The following is a 15,684-nucleotide window of genomic DNA, read 5'->3' on the forward strand; positions in this document are numbered from 1 at the left end:
GCAGGCCGGCGTGGGCGCGCCGGCCTGCGGTGGGTCAGGACACGTGCGGGAAGCGGGCCAGGGGCGCGTCCTGGGTGAAGAAGGTCTTGGCGCGCAGGAGGGCGGCCTCGTCGGTGAGGACCTGGCCGGGGTGCGTGCCGTTGCCGAGCAGGACGCCGCCGAAGCGCATGCCCATGTAGGCCGCGGTGTGGTGCAGAGTGAGGACCAGCGGCTCGGCCAGCTCCTCCTCACGGTGTGCCATGGCGGTGACGCCCCACAGGGTCCGGCCGGCCATCTTCTCCCGGAAGCCGGGGTCGGGGGTGCGCAGCCACTTGCTCCAGTAGTCCAGGTAGCGCTTCGTGGCGGCGGAGACGGAGTACCAGTACAGCGGGGAGGCGATCACTATGTCGGTGGCGGCGGCCGTCGCCTCGCGCAGCAGCGTCTCGCCGGCCTCCTCCACCGGCCCGGCGTCCGTGTCGTGGCGCTCGTCGCGGAAGTCGGGCAGGTGGAGCCCGGTGAGGTCCAGCCAGCGCTGTTCCACGTCTGCCGGGAGCTGGTCCGCTGCCGCCCGGGCGAGCAGCTCGGTGTTGCCGCCCGTGCGGGCGCTGCCGAGCAGGAAGAGGAACGAACGGGTCATGGTCTGCTCCAGGGGTGCGGCGGGTCCGTCCCGCCTGTCCAACCCCGGCCGTCCGGCGGGCATTCCGACGGCGCGGTTCCCGGCTTCGACCGACGCCGCTGTCCCCACGGCCAACGCGGCGCCGTGCAGGCGTACTTAACCGCCACGGCATGAACGTACACGCGCGGCTCAGCGGCCGTCGGCGGGCGAAGCGGCGTGCACTCCTCGGCGTGGCGCGGCCGGTGCGGCAGTCGTACCGGGAAGATGAGGAAGCCTCGACGCCGACCATGGGAGAGGGTTACGCGGTGACGACGCTGGCCTGGCGGAGATCTCGTCGACCGGACGGTCGGCGGGTGCGGGTGGGAACAGGCCGGTCATGAGTCCGGCTAGCTCTCTTGATCCGAAGCTGTTCGACGAGACGGTGGCGGCGGTCGCGCTGTTCGCCGGCGCCGAGCACCGACTGGTCTACCAGAACGCGGCCTGCTGCAGGATGCTCGGTGCCCGGCCGCTGGGGCTGCCCGCAAGGGAGGCGTTCGGCGAACCGGATGCCGCGGAGTTCATGACCGTACTGGACGATGTCGTGGCCACCGGCCGGCCGCGTCAGATCCTGGAGTCGCGGGAACCGGACCCCGGCGCCGCGGAACAGGCCAGGTACTTCGTCTACTCCTGCACGCCCGTCACCCTGCCGGACGGGCCCGGCGCCATGGTCGTCGCGATGGACACCACGGCCGAGACCATGGCGCTCCAGCGCTACGAGGCGCTGGTGTCGGCCGTGTCGCAGATGGTGTGGGTCGTGCGTGCGGACGGCTCCGCGGAGGAGGTCGTCCCCGGCTGGCAGGAGCTGACCGGTTCGCCCTGGAGCGGCTGGATGGACGAGGACTGGTACGCCTACATCCATCCGCGGGACCGCGAGGGACTCGGCCGTGCCTGGCATGCCGCCGCCGACCGAGAGCCTCCGGGGGTCATGGAGGCCACGTTCCGGGTGCGGACCGCCGACGGCTCCTACCGCCACATGTCGACCCGCTGCGTTCCCATCCTGCGTCACGGCCGCGCCGAGGAGTGGGTCGCCGCGACGGACGATGTCGAGGAGACGTGGCGTGCCACGCTGCGTGAACACGTCCTCGCGCGAGTGGCGGAGGTCGCCGCAGGCAGTCTCGAAGAGGTTTTCTCGGCGGTCGTGCGGACGGTCGTGCCCGAACTCGCCGACTCCTGCGTGATTCTGCTGTTGTCCCACGAGGAATGGCCGCTTCCGGAGAACGCGACCGTCACGGCCCGACGGGTCGCCTCCGCGATCCGCCCGGGGCTGCCGGCCGCTCCCGCTCTGCGGGGGCAGAGCGTCGCCGTCACGAGCACCGTGCGGGAGATGCTGGAGAACCGGGTCCCGCGGACTTTCCGGCTCCCGCCCGCCGGGCGGTGCCCCGCCGGCCTGGTCCCGGCCGTCACCGAGCGCTGGCTGGTCGCCGCGGGCGCCACCAGCCTGACACTCGTCCCGCTGGTCGTCGACGGGACCGTCCTCGGCTACGCCGCCACCAGCACCAACGGCGACACCCCGGTGCCCGGCCCCGAAGACGTCGAACTGCTGCGGAAAGTCCTCCACCTCGCGCAACGGCCCATCCACCGGGTCCTCGACCTGCAGCGCGCCCGTCGTATCGCCCTGCGCCTCCAGCGCGCCCATCTCATCGAGCCGCCGACCGTGCCCGGCGCGTCCATGGCCGCCTGTTACGAGCCGGCCAGCTCGGCCACCGAGATCGGCGGCGACTGGTACGACGCCATCGTCCACTCCGACGGCACCCTGGCCCTCGACATCGGAGACGTCGCCGGCCACGACCTCACCGCGGCGACCGCCATGGGCCAGCTGCGCAGCATGTGCCGCGGCCTCGCCTGGAACATGGGGCCCGAGTGCACGCCCGGAACCGTCCTGGCCATGCTCGACGACGCCGCCGACGGGCTGGCCATCGCCTCCTTCGCCACAGCCGTCCACACCCATCTGCGACGAAGTCCCGACGGCACCTGGCGGATGGCGTGGTCCAACGCCGGGCACCCACCGCCCCTGCTCGTCCCCGCCCGGGGGACGCCGCACTTCCTCACCGGCTCCGGTGAGGACCCCCCGCTGTGCGTCGACCCCAGAACCCGCCGCACCACCCACACCCGGACCCTCGCCCCCGGAGACACCGTCCTGTACTACACCGACGGCCTCATCGAAACGCCCGCCTCCTCCCTCGACGCGGGTCAGCGGCGTCTCCTGCGAGCCGCCGCCCACCACCGCGGCGAGCCCCTTCCCGAGCTGCTGCGCACCCTTCAGCAGCTCTCCGACGCCCGCGACGACACCGCCCTGCTGGCCTTCCGCGCCGACCCGGGCAGCTGACCTCACACGCCGGTCCGGAGGCGGCCGTCCGGGCGGGGCAGCGCCCCACGTTCCCGGCGCCGTTGGTGATGGTGGTGCCGTCGTGCCTCCGCGAAACTCGCGAGAACACTGCGATCTGACCTCTTGTCAGCAAGTGCGCCGTTGCCTACGTTTGTGCGGCAAGTCCTTGGCACAGCGGGTCCACCGGCCCGCGTCGGCCATTTCCTGCTCCTCAGTGCACGACAGACCATGGAGGCTTCACATGCCCGTAGCCGTGCCGGAACTGCTGGAAGCCGACGGATTCCGCGACGCGGGTCCGCTGGAGATCGACGACGAGGCGATCGTGTTCGAGGACGACGACCGCGGTGACCGCGAGCACACCGCGTGCCTCTCCGACCCCTGGGTGACCGCCACCACCCGCTTCTCGTGTGACCTGAACTCGTAGCGGTGGCCGTCTCCATCGCCGGCCGCAGCGGTTGGTCCGACGAGACGTGGTCGTACCTGAACGATCCGCGGATGCCGGCGATGGAACACGGCTGGAAACTGCACGTCTCGGCGCGCCCGGGCAATCTCGACGCGGTGACCCGGCTCGTGCTCCCGGTGCTGTCCCGACATGTCTGCCACGCGAAGTTCGCCCGCGACCCGGAGACGCTGCGCCGGCTCAACTCCGGGGTGGTGAGCGCCGGAGCCGTCGGGAAGGCGATCACCGTCTATCCCCCGGCAGGCGCGGTGGTCGAGATCGCCCGGGAACTCGCCGCCGTACTCCGTGACCGGGAGGGCCCGCAGGTCGTCAGCGACCGGCGGGTCGACCCGAGGGCGCCGGTCTACTACCGCTACGGCCCGTTCACCGGCGACTACCGGACCGGCCGCGCCGGGCGGCTCGAATCCGTCATGACCGGGCCGGACGGGCAGATCTTCGACGGTCTGGCCGTCGGCCGCTACCGGTGCCCGCCGTGGGCCGAAGATCCCTTCGCGCGTGGTTGCGAACACGGTGACGAGCCGTCCGCGCCCGGCTTCGGCGGCGGACGCTACAAGGTGACCGCGGGCATCGCACGTGCGGCCCAGGGCAACGTCTACCGCGCGGTGGACCGTGCTCTCGGGCGGCCGGTGGTGGTCAAACAGGCCAGGGCCTTCGTGGGCGAGGACGAATCCGGCACGGACGCCCGCCACCGGCTGCGCAACGAGCGCAGGGTCCTCACCGCGCTCGACGGTGTGACCGGCGTGCCCCGCGTACTGGACTACTTCGCGCACCAGGCGGACGAGTACCTGGTGATGAGCAGTTGCGGCAACCGGGACCTGCGCAGGGAGGTCCTGCAAAACGGCCCCTACCGGGTCGACGGCACCCGGCCGGCGCGCGCCCTGTCCGTGCTCGCCACCCGGCTCCTGCGCGTCCTGGACGCGATCCACGGCCGGAACGTGGTCGTGCGCGACCTCAAGCCCGACAACGTCGTGCTCGACGACTCGGGCCACTGCCACGTGATCGACTTCGGGATCAGCGAGTCGGACGGCGCCGGCCCGGGAGGGGCGACTCCCGGGTACAGCGAGCCGGTTCTGCGTACGACCGGACCGGCCGCTCCCGCCGACGACCACTACGCCCTCGGCGCGACCCTCTTCTTCGCCGCCACCGGCATGGATCCGGTGATCGTCGACCGCGACCACGAGGTCAACCGGGACAGGACCCTGGCCTGCCTGGCCTGGGCGTTGCCCGGGCGCGCCCACCGGGAGATCCGCTCGTCGATCACCGACCTGCTGAGCTTCGACCCCGCCGTACGGACCGGCGCCGCCGACCGCCTGCGCACCGGCACGCCCGGAGCCGCGCGCCGGCCCGCGCGCCCCCGGCTCGACAGCGACCTGCTGGACGAGCTCATCGAGCACACGACCGCGTTCTGCGTCGGTGAAGCGCACGCCATCGTGGACCCGGTACGGGCCGCACAGCTGAACGTCCCCACCTCGATCGACGCCTACGGCGGCAGTTCGGGCCTCGGGTTGGAGCTCCTCCATCATGCGCACCGGCCCCACGTGCGGTCGGCGGTCACCGAATTGGCGCGGTGGACGGCGCGACAGTCCAGGAACCTCCCGCCCGGCTTCTACACGGGACGCACCGGTGTCGAACTCTTCCTCGCCCAGGCCGGGTCGGAGACCGCGTCGGGGGCGGACGCGCGGTCCGGGTGTCCCCTGCTGCCGGACCGCGCACCGGACGGCGGACCGCCGGAGGCGGACCTGATCGCGGGCGCCGCCGGAATCGGCCTGGGCCGGCTGCTGCTCGCCCGGCACGCGCTCCGGTCCGGTCGCCGGCTCGCCGCCGACCGGCACCTCGCCGTCGCTGCCGAATGCGACCGGATGCTGGCGTCGGGCAGCGCCCGGCTGAGCCCGACCGGGTCGGAAACGGCCGGGAGCGCCGCGCTCCGCGAGGGCCTCGCGCACGGCGAGGCGGGCATCGCGTGCTTCCTGCTCGAATACGGCGGCACGACCGGGGACCCGGACGCGGTCAGCCGCTCCGGGCGGGCCGCCGCGCGCTTGGCCGCCGTGACACCCGACATCATCGCGGCGGCCGCCGAACCGGGGGCGACACGCCGCTACGGCTCGTGGTGCCGGGGCCTGGCCGGCATCGGGACCGTACTCGTGCGGGCCGCCGATCACCTCGGCGAACCCGAGTACCTCCGCCTCGCCCAGCGGGCCGCGCGCGCCTGCGCCGCGCTGGCACCACGGATGCCGCTCGTCACGCAGTGCTGCGGGCTGGCCGGTGTGGGCGAGCTGATGGTGGACGTCGCGGAGGCGTCCGCGTCCGAGGAGTTCTGGGACGCGGCCGAGACCGTTGCCCTGCTCATCCTGAGCCGCAGTGGCGGCACCTGGTCCCGGCCCGTGTTCCCGGACACCGGTCTCGCCCGGCCGAGCGCCACTTGGGCCGGTGGCTCCGCGGGCGTGCTGGCCTTCTTCCGACGGCTGCACGGCCGGGGCGGCCCCCGGCTCGGCCTCGCAGCCTGAACGTCCGCCGTCGCCGCCGTCGCCGCTCGCGAGTGCGCACGCCGAGCCGCACAGGTCACCGTCGTCTTCTAGGGTCATCGCATGACGAACGACACCGGGTCCGGCGGCTCGCTCTTCGAAGTCCTACGGGCGGACGCCCTCACCAGACCTGACCAGTTGCGCGAACTCTACGCACCGCCGAACCCGAACTCGCTCCGCAAGGAGATCGACCACCTGACCGAGGAGACCCGGGCGCTGATCGCTTGTTCCTCCCTGGTGTTCATCGGCAGTGCGGACGTCGAGGGCCGGGCGGACGTGACGCCGCGTGGCGGCCCGGCCGGATTCGTCTCGGTGCTGGACGAGCGGACCGTGGCGATCCCCGACGCGACCGGCAACAAGCGACTCGACACCATGCACAACGTGCTGCGCACCGGACGCGTCGGGCTGCTCTTCCTCATCCCGGGCCGCCCGACCACCCTGCGCGTCAACGGCCGTGCCTGTGTCTCGGCACGGCCGGAGCTGCTCGCCCGGCTCACTCCCGTCGGAAAGCCGCCGGTCACGGCAATCGTGGTGGGTGTCGAGCAGGTCTATCCGCACTGCCCGAAGTCCCTGATGCGCGCCAACGCCTGGCAACCGGAGCGGTGGATACCTGCCGACGCTCAGCCGACCAGCGCCGAGGTGACGCTGGCCCAGCTGAACCTGCCGGGCCTGACCGTCGAACAGATCGAGGAGGCCGAACGGGAGTCACTGCGCCTTCGCTTCGAGTGACCGCCGACCGGGGGTCGCTGTGGCGCAGGGGGGTCAGGCCCCCTGAAAACAGGGATGCTGACCGGATGGGACGGCCGACGACGAGCCACGAAGCTCTAGCCCATGACGAAGAGCTTCCGCAACGCCTCACTCCTCGCCGCCACCGCCGTCGTCCTCGGCCTGCTCGCTCCGGTCACGTCGTCCGCCGGCGCCGGCGGTCCGCTGCACTGGGCCGGGTGTGAGGGCACCGGCCACGATCCCCGGCAGGAGTGCGCGACCCTCGCAGTGCCGATGGACTACGCCGACCCGAACGGCCCGAAGATCGACCTGGCCCTGTCCCGTATCCGCAGCGAGAAGCCGTCGGCCCGCCGCGGCGCGCTGCTGCTCATCCCCGGCGGACCGGGCGGCGACAGCCTCGACGACCCGTCCGGGAAAGGGCAGAAGCTGCCCCAGGCCGTGCGGGACCAGTACGACCTGATCGGGTTCGCGCCGCGTGGCAACGCGCCCTCCACGGCGGTCGACTGCGGGGTCGACCACGGCGATCTCGCCCTGACGGCGCTGCGGCCCTGGCCCGCCGCCGACGGATCGGTCACCGGGAACATGGCCACCGCTCGGCGCATGGCCAACGCGTGCGCCCGCAACGGCGGCACGCTGATACGCCACATCAGCACGGTCGACAACGCCCGTGACGTCGACCGTATCCGGGCCGCACTGGGCGAGCGCCGTCTGTCGGTGTGGGGTGTGTCGTACGGGACGTACGTCGGCGCGGTCTACGCCCAGCTGTTCCCGCGGCGCACGGACCGCGTCGTCCTCGACAGCAGCGGCAACCCCGATCCGGTCAGGGCGGAGCGTGCCTGGCTCGCCGCGTTCGAGGTGGGCGTCGAGGACAACTTCCCCGTGTTCGCCAAGTGGGCGTCGGCGCCCGGCAATCGGTACCGGCTGGCCGGCACGGCCGCCGAGGTGCGCCCCCTCTTCCTCAGCCTCGCCGCCCAGCTGGACCGCGCCCCGATCCCCTGGCCCGGCGCCAACCCGGCCGAGTTGAACGGCAACGTCCTGCGCCAGACCATGCTGAACAGTTTCTACGACCCCGACGACTACACCGGCCTGGCCCAGCTGGTCCTGGCCGCCCGCAAGGGCAAGGTCCCGCCCGCGCCGCAGTCGCCCCCGGACAGCGCGCTGCAGAACCTCACCGGCGTGGCCGCCGCCACCCTCTGCAACGACGTCAGCTGGCCCCGCTCAACCGCCTTCTACCAGCAGGCCGTTGACGAGAGCCGCGGCACGTATCCCCTGACCGCGGGCATGCCTCGCAACGCGATGGTCTGCGCCGCCTGGCCGTGGCGGCCGGAACAGGCACCGGTGCGGATCACCGACCGCGGACCGACCGGCCGGATCATGCTCGTCCAGAACGAGCGCGACGTGGCGACCCCGCTGAGCGGCGCCCGCAAGCTCCGTACCGCGCTGGGCCGCCGCGCCGTCATGGTCACCGTCGACTCGACCGGTCACGAGGCCTACCTGGCCAACGGCAACGCCTGCGGGGACGACACCGTGTCGCGGTTCCTGGCCACCGGCCGGCGGCCCGGGACGGACGTCCGCTGCGAGTGAGCACGCCCGCCGGGGCGGCACGTGGGGCGCCCGGGTCAGGCGGTGTCACCGTCGAGGTCGGAAGGCGGGTGTGCCCTGGTCAGCTGTGATTCCTCGTTTCAGGGGCGGTGACCGTGTCGCAGAGGGGACCGATGACGGTGTCGGCGACCCAGCGTGCGACGCCGGTCGGGTAGGGCGCGTCCAGTCCGAGCACGATGTGGCTGAACCCGCCTTCGAGCGCCGCGCGGATGGTGCGGCGGGTGTCCTCGGGCCGGTCGTACGAGACGGGCAGGACGATGGACCGGGTGATCTCGGCCGGGTTCCGGCCGATCTCGTCGCACAGCCGGTCCAGCGTGGCGCTGCGCTCGATGGCCCTGTCGATGCTGCCGCCGGGCATGTTCCACCGGTCCGCATGCCTGGCGACCACACGCAGCGTCGGGGTGGCCTGGCCGCCGATCAGGATCGGCGGGTGCGGATGCTGGACGGGTTTGGGACTGCAGAACGCGCCCGTCAACCGGTGGTAGTCGCCCTGGAAGTCGAACGGTGCGGCTTCGGCCCAGAGTCTGCGGATGACCGTGCACGCCTCGGCGAGGCTCCCGACCGCGTGGGCGGCGTCGTGGAAGGGGAGGCCGTGAGCCGCATACTCACGCCGGGCCGACGGCAGGTCGGGGCGAGAGCCCGCGCCGATACCGAACTCGAGCCGGCCGCTGGAGACGGCATCGACGGTGGCGGCGATCTTGGCCAGCACGGCCGGCGGCCGGAACCTGTTGCTCGTGACCATCACCCCGAGCCGCAGCCGTTCGGTTCCGGCCGCAAGGGCGGACAGCAGCGTCCAGCCCTCGAAGGTCGGTCCGTTCGGGTCGCCGCCGAGCGGCATGAGGTGGTCGAACAGCCAGGCGTGCTCGATCCGTTCGATGCCGTCCGCTTCCTGCCAGACCCGCAGGACGTCGTCGTAGGCGACCTGTGCCGGGGCGGTCATGATGCCGAAACTGGGCGTGCCTGCCGGCACGAGGGTGGTGGTCACTTCGAGTCGATGCTTCCCAGCGGGGCATCGGCCGCGGCCAGAGTCCGGCGGGCGGTGGGCCATGCGTCATGGTCGAGGCCCAGCGCGGTGCGCAGATACGCCAGGGTGACCTGCCGCACGAGCGCGACACGCTCCGGGCTTTCGTCGGTGGTGCGCGTGTCGTTGGCTCTTTGTATGCCGCCGAGTCCGTGTTCCGCCCCGAACAGGGTCAGCAGATCGGTGGCGCCCGGACCGAGCCGGTAGCCGTCGGTGAACCAGTCCGGACCGCGCACCGTCAGCGGGGACTGGTCGCGGTCGCCGGCGACCAGGAGGCTGGGCGTCTTCAGCTCGCTGAAATCAGGGCTCATGAACGGGAAGTGCTCGGTGGCGAGCGGGCTCAGGTCGGCGCAGCCGGTACCGGGCAGGGACATCAGCACCGCGGCGCTGACGCGTGGGTCGGCCATGCTCTCGCCGGGAGTGTCGTCGGCGCCGACGACCCGTGCGCCCGCGAGGATGCTGGCTGTCTGTGCGCCCCAGGAATGTCCGGCGACCGCGATGCGGTCGTGGTCGACGCGGCCTGCCAACCCGGGCACGGCGGCTTCGATCGTGTCGAGCTGATCGAGCACGGCGGTGAGGTCATCGGCGCGGATGCGCCAGATGAGCGGGGTGCGCGGGTCGTCGGCGGCGAGGCCGAGGGCGTCGAGATGGGTGGGCTGGATGACGACGAACCCGCGGGCGGCCCAGAAGCCGACCAGCGGCGCGTAGTCGTCCATGGTCAGGGCCATGCCATGGGAGAAGACGACGACGGGCAAGTTGTCGCCTGTCGTCGGCGCCGTGGTCCGTACCTGCAGCTCTTGGCCGCGGTCCCGGGCGGCCAGCGAGATCGGGTGGACGGAGATGACCGGGGTGGTGAAGTCGTTGCCGCCGTCGGCGGACGTGTTGTCGCTCACGAGACGCATGCCTTTCTCGGACGAGCCCAGCGGGCTCCTGCTGCGCGGCGTCTGGCAGAATGAGAATCCGGAGCACCGCTCCGGATCACGATACGGAGCGCCGCTCCGCTTTGCAAGCAGGAGGTGTGCACGATGTCCACGGCCGACACGCCGTCAGCATCGGCAGGACGTAAGCGAGCCGACGTACGCCGCAACGAGCAGAAGCTCCTGGACGCCGCCGCGGCCGTTTTCGTCCGGATGGGGATCGATGCGCCCGTGCGGGAGATCGCCGCCGAATCAGGCCTCGGCATGGGCACGATCTACCGCCACTTCCCCACCAGGGCGGACCTGGTGGTAGCGGTCTTCCGGCATCAGGTCGACGCGCTCGCCGCTGCCGTCCACGCGGCGCCGACCGAGGACACGCCGTATGAGGTCCTTCGGCAGTGGGTCCACCAGTTCGCCGACTTCCTGGTCACCAAGCACGGCCTCGCCGAGGCGCTGCACTCGGACCAGGCGGGATTCGAGAGCCTGCACAACGAGTTCGTCGAGCGCCTGCAGCCCGTGCTCGACCGGCTGTTGAAGGAGTCCGCCGCCGCCGGGTACACGCGCTCCGACGTACGGGCCTACGACTTCATGCTCGCCATCGGCAACCTGTGCATCGGAGTGGAGAACTTCCCCGACTACCAGGCCCGCCGCATGATCGACCTGCTGCTCGCCGGCCTTGCCCGGACCGCCCCGGCGTCGGCCGGCGACGAGCCGGAACAGCATCGCCGCTAAGGCCTCTCGTCCGGATCAGGCCGGGCAGTTCCTCGCGGGCGGCGGCCCCGTCCCGACCGGTGTCGCCCCCTTCGCGACCGGCGTCGGGCCCGCCCTGCCGGGCGGGCCCGACCTCGCGAGAGGGGCGGGTCCTGCGCCTGTCGGGAGGGGACGTCAACCTCGTCGGAGACGAAACGTCACCAGGGGATCTCACCCTCGTCGGAGAAGAAGCGGCCCGTCGGGCCGTCGTCCGGGACGGTGGCCAGGCGGATCGCGGAGACCGCGCCCTGCTGCGCCGTGCGCACCCCCTGGAAGGCGTTGAGGTCGGTGGCCGTGTAGCCGGGGCAGACGGCGTTGATCAGGATGTTCGTGTCGGCCAGCTCCTTGGCGTACTGCACGGTGACGGCGTTGAGGAACGTCTTCGACGGCGCGTAGGCGGCGGAGATCGGGCCTGTCTCGGCGCCGGGCGTGGTCTGCAGCGTGAGGGAGCCGACGCTGCTGGAGACGTTCACGATCCGCGGTGACGGGGAGCGGAACAGCAGCGGCAGCAGGGCGTTGGTGACGCGGATGACGCCGATGACGTTGGTCTCCACGGCCGCCCGCACCCGGTCCGGATCGACCTTGGTGGGTTCCTGCGGGCCGCCGCCGGTGATGCCCGCGTTGTTGACCAGTACGTCGAGCCGTCCGGCCCGCTCCTCGATCAACCGGGCCGCCGCGCTCACGCTCGCGTCGTCCGTCACGTCCAGCGGCACCCCGAACGCGTCGAGCCCGGCCGCGCGCAGCTTCGCCACGGCGGCCTCGCGCCGCGCCTCGTCCCGCGCACCGACCCCGACCTTCCAGCCGAGGGCACCCAGCCCGGCGGCGATCTCGTACCCGATGCCCTTGTTGGCACCGGTCACCAGCGCGACCTTCCGGTCACCGGCCTGTCCATCGATCCGTCCGTCGATCCGTTCGCCGACGATGTTCGTCTCGTTCGTTTCGCTCATGCCTCCGATGGTTCTCCCGCACCCTGCGGCGGGTCCAAGACCGATCGGGTGGGCGGCGATACCGGCCGGGTATCACCCCTGCTCGGCCGGGTTAGGCTGGCGGGGTGGAGACACGTGAGCTGCGGTACTTCGTGGCGGTCGCCGAGGAACTGCACTTCGGCCGGGCCGCGCAGCGGCTCGGGATCGCCCAGCCCCCGCTGTCGCGGGCGATCGCCGGACTGGAACGGCGCCTGGGTGCCGCACTCCTGGAGCGCGGCACCCGGGGCGTCACGCTGACCGGGGCCGGGTCGGTGCTGCTGCGGGAGGCCCGGGCCGCCCTGGACGCCGTCGAGGCGGCCGAGCGGCGCACCCGCCGGGCCGCCCTCGCCGGGACCGGCCGCCCCGCCGTGGTCCTGGCCGCGAAGGCCGGCGCCTCCAGCGAACTGCTGGCCAAGCTCCTCGACGCCTACGCGGCCGAACCCGGCGCGGTCGCCGTGGACGTGCTCCTGTGCGGACCGGGCGAGCAGGCGCAGGTGCTGCGCGACGGCCGGGCCGATGTGGCGTTGCTGCACCGGCCGTTCGACGACACGGCCGGTTTCGACACCGAGGAACTGCACACCGAGGGCCAGGTCGTGGTCCTCCCGGCGGGTCATCCGCTCGGCACGCGCGCGGAGTTGCGGCTCGCCGAGATCGCCGGTCTGCCGGATCTGCCCCTGCCCCGCTGGCCCCGGGCCGACGGCACGTTCCCGGACGGTCCCGGTCCGCAGGTGCGCGACCACACCCAGCTCACCCAGCTCATCGCCCTCGGCCGGGCCTGCGCGATCGTCCCGGAGACGGGCCGCGCCGGCCTGGGAGAGGGCCTGACCGCCGTGCCGGTCGTCGACGCGCCGCGCGTCACGACGGTCATCGCCTGGCCCCCGCACAGCCGCTCCACGGCGGTCGCGCGTCTGGTCCGCGTGGCGACGTCGCTGTGACCGCCGCCCCGCCGGCGGCGGACGCACGGAACCGGGTCGCCGCAACGTGCTTCGTCTGTGGGCGAGTTACTCGATGAGGCTCGTGGCAGGGCCCTCTCGGGACCGGTCACCCCGGTCCCGAGAGGGCCCTGCCTCGCCGTGTGGTAGCGGGACCGCCGTCAGTGAGCCGTGCCGCCGGCTGCGGCGCCGGCCGCGATGACCTTGCGGTTGATCTCCCTCACCTGTTCGGGGTAGACCTTCAGGACCGCCCGGTCGTAGGTCACCAGACCGTTGAGTTCACCCTCGACGTCGCTGATCTGGGTGAAGACCGAGCCGGACAGAGTGGTGGACGCGTTCGCGAGGAGTTGGCTCGTGTTGTCCACGTAGGTCTTGGTCATCTCCGCGATGTCGGTGGGGCCGTCACCGTAGTCCTGGCCGCCCGCGACGCCGGCGATGTGCCCGGGGATCGTCAGCGAGTAACCGCCGTGTTCTCCGTCGACGGCCGCACGGGTGGAGTCGGGCGCCGGGTTCGCCGGCCCGTGGTAGACGTGGAAGTCGATGACGTCACCGCGGCCGGAATCACCCTTGGAGGCACAGCAGTTGACGCCCGAGTGCGCGTCGACCAGACGCGAGGGGTCCTGCTTCTTCACCGAGTCGGCGAGATCACCGGTGGACTGCTTGCTCTGTTCGCCCCAGCCCTCGTTCATCATGGTCCACATGACGACGGAAGGACTGCTGATGTGCTGGTCCACGATCTCGTGGACCTCCTTGTCGAACTCCGCGTTGCTCGCGGCGCCGGCGGAGTCGGTGTTGCGGCTCGGCATGTCCTGCCAGACCATCAGCCCGAGCTTGTCGGCCCAGTAGTACCAGCGGGCCGGTTCCACCTTGATGTGCTTGCGCACGGCGTTGAAGCCCAGCTGCTTGTGCAGTTGCAGGTCGGACTTGAGCGCGGCGTCCGTCGGGGCCGTGTAGACGCCGTCGGGCCAGAAGCCCTGGTCAAGAGTGGCCAGCAGGAAGGTGGGCTTGCCGTTGAGCTCGATCTTGTTCACCCCGCCGACCCGGGCGACCGATATCGATCGCATGCCGAAGTAGGAGCCCACGCTGTCGTGCGAGCGGCCGTCTGCCAGGGTGACCTTCAGGTCGTAGAGGAACGGGTGGTCGGGGCTCCACAGCTTGGGGCGGGGAATGTGCAGCCGCAGCGGGACGCCTGCCGCGCCGGTGACGGAACCGACGCGTTCGCCGCCGTCGAACGCGGTGGCGGTCACCCGGGCCGAGGGGTTCGTCCCGGCGCTGGGGCGCACGGTGACCGACAGGGAGTCGTCCTTGAGGTCGGGCGTGAGGACCAGCGAGTCCACGCTCTCCTCGGGAACCGGCTCCATCCAGACGGTCTGCCAGATGCCGGAGGTGGGGGTGTACCAGATGCCGCTCGGGTCGAGCGACTGCTTGCCGGTCGCCTGCTGGGAGGGGTCGGTGAGGTCCTTGACCTTCAGCATGACGGTCTGGTCGCCGCGGCGCGTGACGGCGTCCGTGATGTCCGCCGTGAACGCCTGGTAGCCGCCGGTGTGGTGGGCCACCTGCTTGCCGTTGACGTAGACCCAGGCCTCGTAGTCGACGGCCCCGAAGTTCAGGTGGAGACGGTTGCCCGAACCGACCCGCCAGGAGGCCGGCACCTTGAACGTGCGCTGGTACAGCGACCAGTCGTGGTGCTCGGCGACGCCGGACAGCGGCGCCTCCATCGGGTAGGGGACGAGGATCTTGCCGCTCAGTCCGCTCGTGGGCAGCGGGGCGTCCTGCGTCGTTCCCTGGAACTGCCAGGTGCCGTTGAGGTTGGCCCACCGCCTGCGCGTCTGCTGCGGACGCGGGTAGTCGGGCAGTGCGTTGGACGGCGAGACGTCCTTGGCCCACTTGGTGGCGAAGTACCAGGTGGAGTTGTTCTGCGCGAGACTGGAGAAGACGTCCAGCGGGCCGGTGGGGGTGTCCAGGCCGCCCTGGCCGTCGTAGCTGATGCGCACCTGGGACTTCATGGCCGCCGGGGTGTCCGAGGCCGCCGCCGTGAAGACCAGCTGGGAGTGATCGGCGGGGTCCGTGGTCACGGTCGGGTTCCAGCGGTGGCCACCGGCGATCACCGAGACGTGCTTCGTGACGTCCGCCGGTACGGAGTCCACGGCGGCGGGCAGCCGGACGACGGCTTTCCGTCCGGTGGAGTCCACGGTGCTGTGCAGGTCGAGGGGGGCGAAGCCGGCCGGCTGGTGCAGGGCGGAGTCGGGGACGGGCTGCCGGTCGATTCCCGGGCCCGACCACTCGGTCTGGATGTACGCTCCGCCGTTGCCCTGGTTGTAGTCGAAGGACAGCTGGTGCATGCCGGCCGTCAGCGTGATCGGCTGCGACGTGGTCTGCACGTCCCAGTCGGTCGTCCAGTGGTCGATGACGCTCGTCCCGTCGAGCGACATGCGGAAGCCGTTGTCGCCCTTGATGTAGAACGTGTAGGAACCGCCGGTGGGCACGTCCAGCATGCCCGTCCAGTGGACGGCGTCGTTCAGGGTGGACCCGGCGCAGTCGCGCAGCGTCGGCAGGAGGTCCTTGACGTTGAGGGAGTGCTGGACGCCGGTGCTGCCGTAGGTGGCGAAGTCCAGCGACGTGCTGTCGGAGCTGAGATAGCAGTCGCTGCGCAGTCCCTGCGGGGTGGCGGTGGGGGCCGCCTCGCTCGCCGGTTCGGCGTGGGCGGGGGAGGCCGGCGCGAGGAGTGCGCCGGCGAGCAGCAGCGGAGCCGCGGCCGCCAGTCCGCGCAGGAGTGCCATGGGGTGTCTTCCGGGACTCAAGGCGTTCTCACCTTTCGTTGGAGTGATG

The 15,684-nt window shown here is 71.9% G+C and carries 12 protein-coding genes; 7 read left to right on the forward strand and 5 right to left on the reverse strand.

The genetic code is table 11. The features are described from left to right. Nucleotides 1-34 precede the first annotated feature (34 nt). Nucleotides 35-616, reverse strand: a complete 582-nt coding sequence (locus HZZ00_RS19880; RefSeq protein ID WP_180327695.1) for a flavodoxin family protein — start codon at nt 614-616, stop codon at nt 35-37. Nucleotides 617-971: 355 nt separating this feature from the next. Between HZZ00_RS19880 and HZZ00_RS19885 the strand changes: the two genes are divergently transcribed. From HZZ00_RS19885 to HZZ00_RS19905, 5 genes are all read left to right on the forward strand, one after another. Next, a complete protein-coding gene (locus HZZ00_RS19885) occupies nt 972-2,960 on the forward strand; it encodes a SpoIIE family protein phosphatase (RefSeq protein ID WP_180327696.1) in 1,989 nt (662 codons plus the stop codon). Between the two features lie 241 nt (nt 2,961-3,201). Beyond that, nucleotides 3,202-3,384, forward strand: a complete 183-nt coding sequence (locus HZZ00_RS19890; protein WP_070025813.1) for an SflA family class IV lanthipeptide — start codon at nt 3,202-3,204, stop codon at nt 3,382-3,384. Nucleotides 3,385-3,386: 2 nt separating this feature from the next. Next, nucleotides 3,387-5,924, forward strand: a complete 2,538-nt coding sequence (lanL, locus tag HZZ00_RS19895) for a class IV lanthionine synthetase LanL (protein WP_180327697.1) — start codon at nt 3,387-3,389, stop codon at nt 5,922-5,924. Between the two features lie 81 nt (nt 5,925-6,005). Next, entirely contained in the window at nt 6,006-6,671 is a 666-nt protein-coding gene (locus HZZ00_RS19900) for an MSMEG_1061 family FMN-dependent PPOX-type flavoprotein (RefSeq protein WP_180327698.1), read from the forward strand. Nucleotides 6,672-6,773: 102 nt separating this feature from the next. Then, nucleotides 6,774-8,252 (forward strand): alpha/beta hydrolase, encoded by a 1,479-nt coding sequence (locus HZZ00_RS19905; protein WP_180327699.1) that lies wholly within the window; start codon nt 6,774-6,776, stop codon nt 8,250-8,252. Nucleotides 8,253-8,331: 79 nt separating this feature from the next. On the opposite strand, the gene HZZ00_RS19910 is transcribed toward HZZ00_RS19905, so the two are convergent. Together HZZ00_RS19910 and HZZ00_RS19915 are read right to left on the reverse strand one after the other, a co-directional pair. Continuing rightward, on the reverse strand, nt 8,332-9,210 hold the full coding sequence (locus HZZ00_RS19910; protein WP_257585976.1) for an LLM class flavin-dependent oxidoreductase: 879 nt from the start codon (nt 9,208-9,210) through the stop codon (nt 8,332-8,334). 41 nt (nt 9,211-9,251) lie between these two features. Continuing rightward, the gene (locus HZZ00_RS19915) at nt 9,252-10,193 is read right to left on the reverse strand and encodes an alpha/beta fold hydrolase (RefSeq protein ID WP_180327701.1); all 942 of its coding nucleotides are present in this window, start codon (nt 10,191-10,193) and stop codon (nt 9,252-9,254) included. A gap of 123 nt (nt 10,194-10,316) precedes the next feature. On the opposite strand from HZZ00_RS19915, the gene HZZ00_RS19920 reads away from it, so the two are divergent. Next, on the forward strand, nt 10,317-10,940 hold the full coding sequence (locus HZZ00_RS19920) for a TetR/AcrR family transcriptional regulator (RefSeq protein ID WP_180327702.1): 624 nt from the start codon (nt 10,317-10,319) through the stop codon (nt 10,938-10,940). A 176-nt stretch (nt 10,941-11,116) separates the two neighbouring features. On the opposite strand, the gene HZZ00_RS19925 is transcribed toward HZZ00_RS19920, so the two are convergent. Continuing rightward, a complete protein-coding gene (locus HZZ00_RS19925) occupies nt 11,117-11,905 on the reverse strand; it encodes an SDR family oxidoreductase (RefSeq protein ID WP_257584900.1) in 789 nt (262 codons plus the stop codon). 104 nt (nt 11,906-12,009) lie between these two features. Here HZZ00_RS19925 and HZZ00_RS19930 point away from each other — a divergent pair, with 104 nt between their 5' ends. Then, nucleotides 12,010-12,858: a LysR family transcriptional regulator gene (locus HZZ00_RS19930; RefSeq protein WP_180327703.1), complete on the forward strand. Its 849-nt coding sequence runs from the start codon at nt 12,010-12,012 to the stop codon at nt 12,856-12,858. Nucleotides 12,859-13,016: 158 nt separating this feature from the next. On the opposite strand, the gene HZZ00_RS19935 is transcribed toward HZZ00_RS19930, so the two are convergent. Beyond that, on the reverse strand, nt 13,017-15,635 hold the full coding sequence (locus HZZ00_RS19935; RefSeq protein WP_257584901.1) for a PA14 domain-containing protein: 2,619 nt from the start codon (nt 15,633-15,635) through the stop codon (nt 13,017-13,019). Between the last annotated feature and the right edge of the window lie 49 nt (nt 15,636-15,684).

Source organism: Streptomyces sp. NEAU-sy36 (assembly GCF_013423905.1).
Lineage (GTDB): Bacteria > Actinomycetota > Actinomycetes > Streptomycetales > Streptomycetaceae > Streptomyces > Streptomyces misionensis.

What these genes read in the sequence shown, in the direction of transcription:
- HZZ00_RS19880 (WP_180327695.1), bottom strand. Translation starts at nt 616, where the DNA reads ATGACCCGTTCGTTCCTCTTCCTGCTCGGCAGCGCCCGCACGGGCGGC.
- HZZ00_RS19885 (WP_180327696.1), top strand. Translation starts at nt 972, where the DNA reads ATGAGTCCGGCTAGCTCTCTTGATCCGAAGCTGTTCGACGAGACGGTG.
- HZZ00_RS19890 (WP_070025813.1), top strand. Translation starts at nt 3,202, where the DNA reads ATGCCCGTAGCCGTGCCGGAACTGCTGGAAGCCGACGGATTCCGCGAC.
- HZZ00_RS19900 (WP_180327698.1), top strand. Translation starts at nt 6,006, where the DNA reads ATGACGAACGACACCGGGTCCGGCGGCTCGCTCTTCGAAGTCCTACGG.
- HZZ00_RS19905 (WP_180327699.1), top strand. Translation starts at nt 6,774, where the DNA reads ATGACGAAGAGCTTCCGCAACGCCTCACTCCTCGCCGCCACCGCCGTC.
- HZZ00_RS19910 (WP_257585976.1), bottom strand. Translation starts at nt 9,210, where the DNA reads ATGACCGCCCCGGCACAGGTCGCCTACGACGACGTCCTGCGGGTCTGG.
- HZZ00_RS19915 (WP_180327701.1), bottom strand. Translation starts at nt 10,193, where the DNA reads ATGCGTCTCGTGAGCGACAACACGTCCGCCGACGGCGGCAACGACTTC.
- HZZ00_RS19920 (WP_180327702.1), top strand. Translation starts at nt 10,317, where the DNA reads ATGTCCACGGCCGACACGCCGTCAGCATCGGCAGGACGTAAGCGAGCC.
- HZZ00_RS19925 (WP_257584900.1), bottom strand. Translation starts at nt 11,905, where the DNA reads ATGAGCGAAACGAACGAGACGAACATCGTCGGCGAACGGATCGACGGA.
- HZZ00_RS19935 (WP_257584901.1), bottom strand. Translation starts at nt 15,635, where the DNA reads ATGGCACTCCTGCGCGGACTGGCGGCCGCGGCTCCGCTGCTGCTCGCC.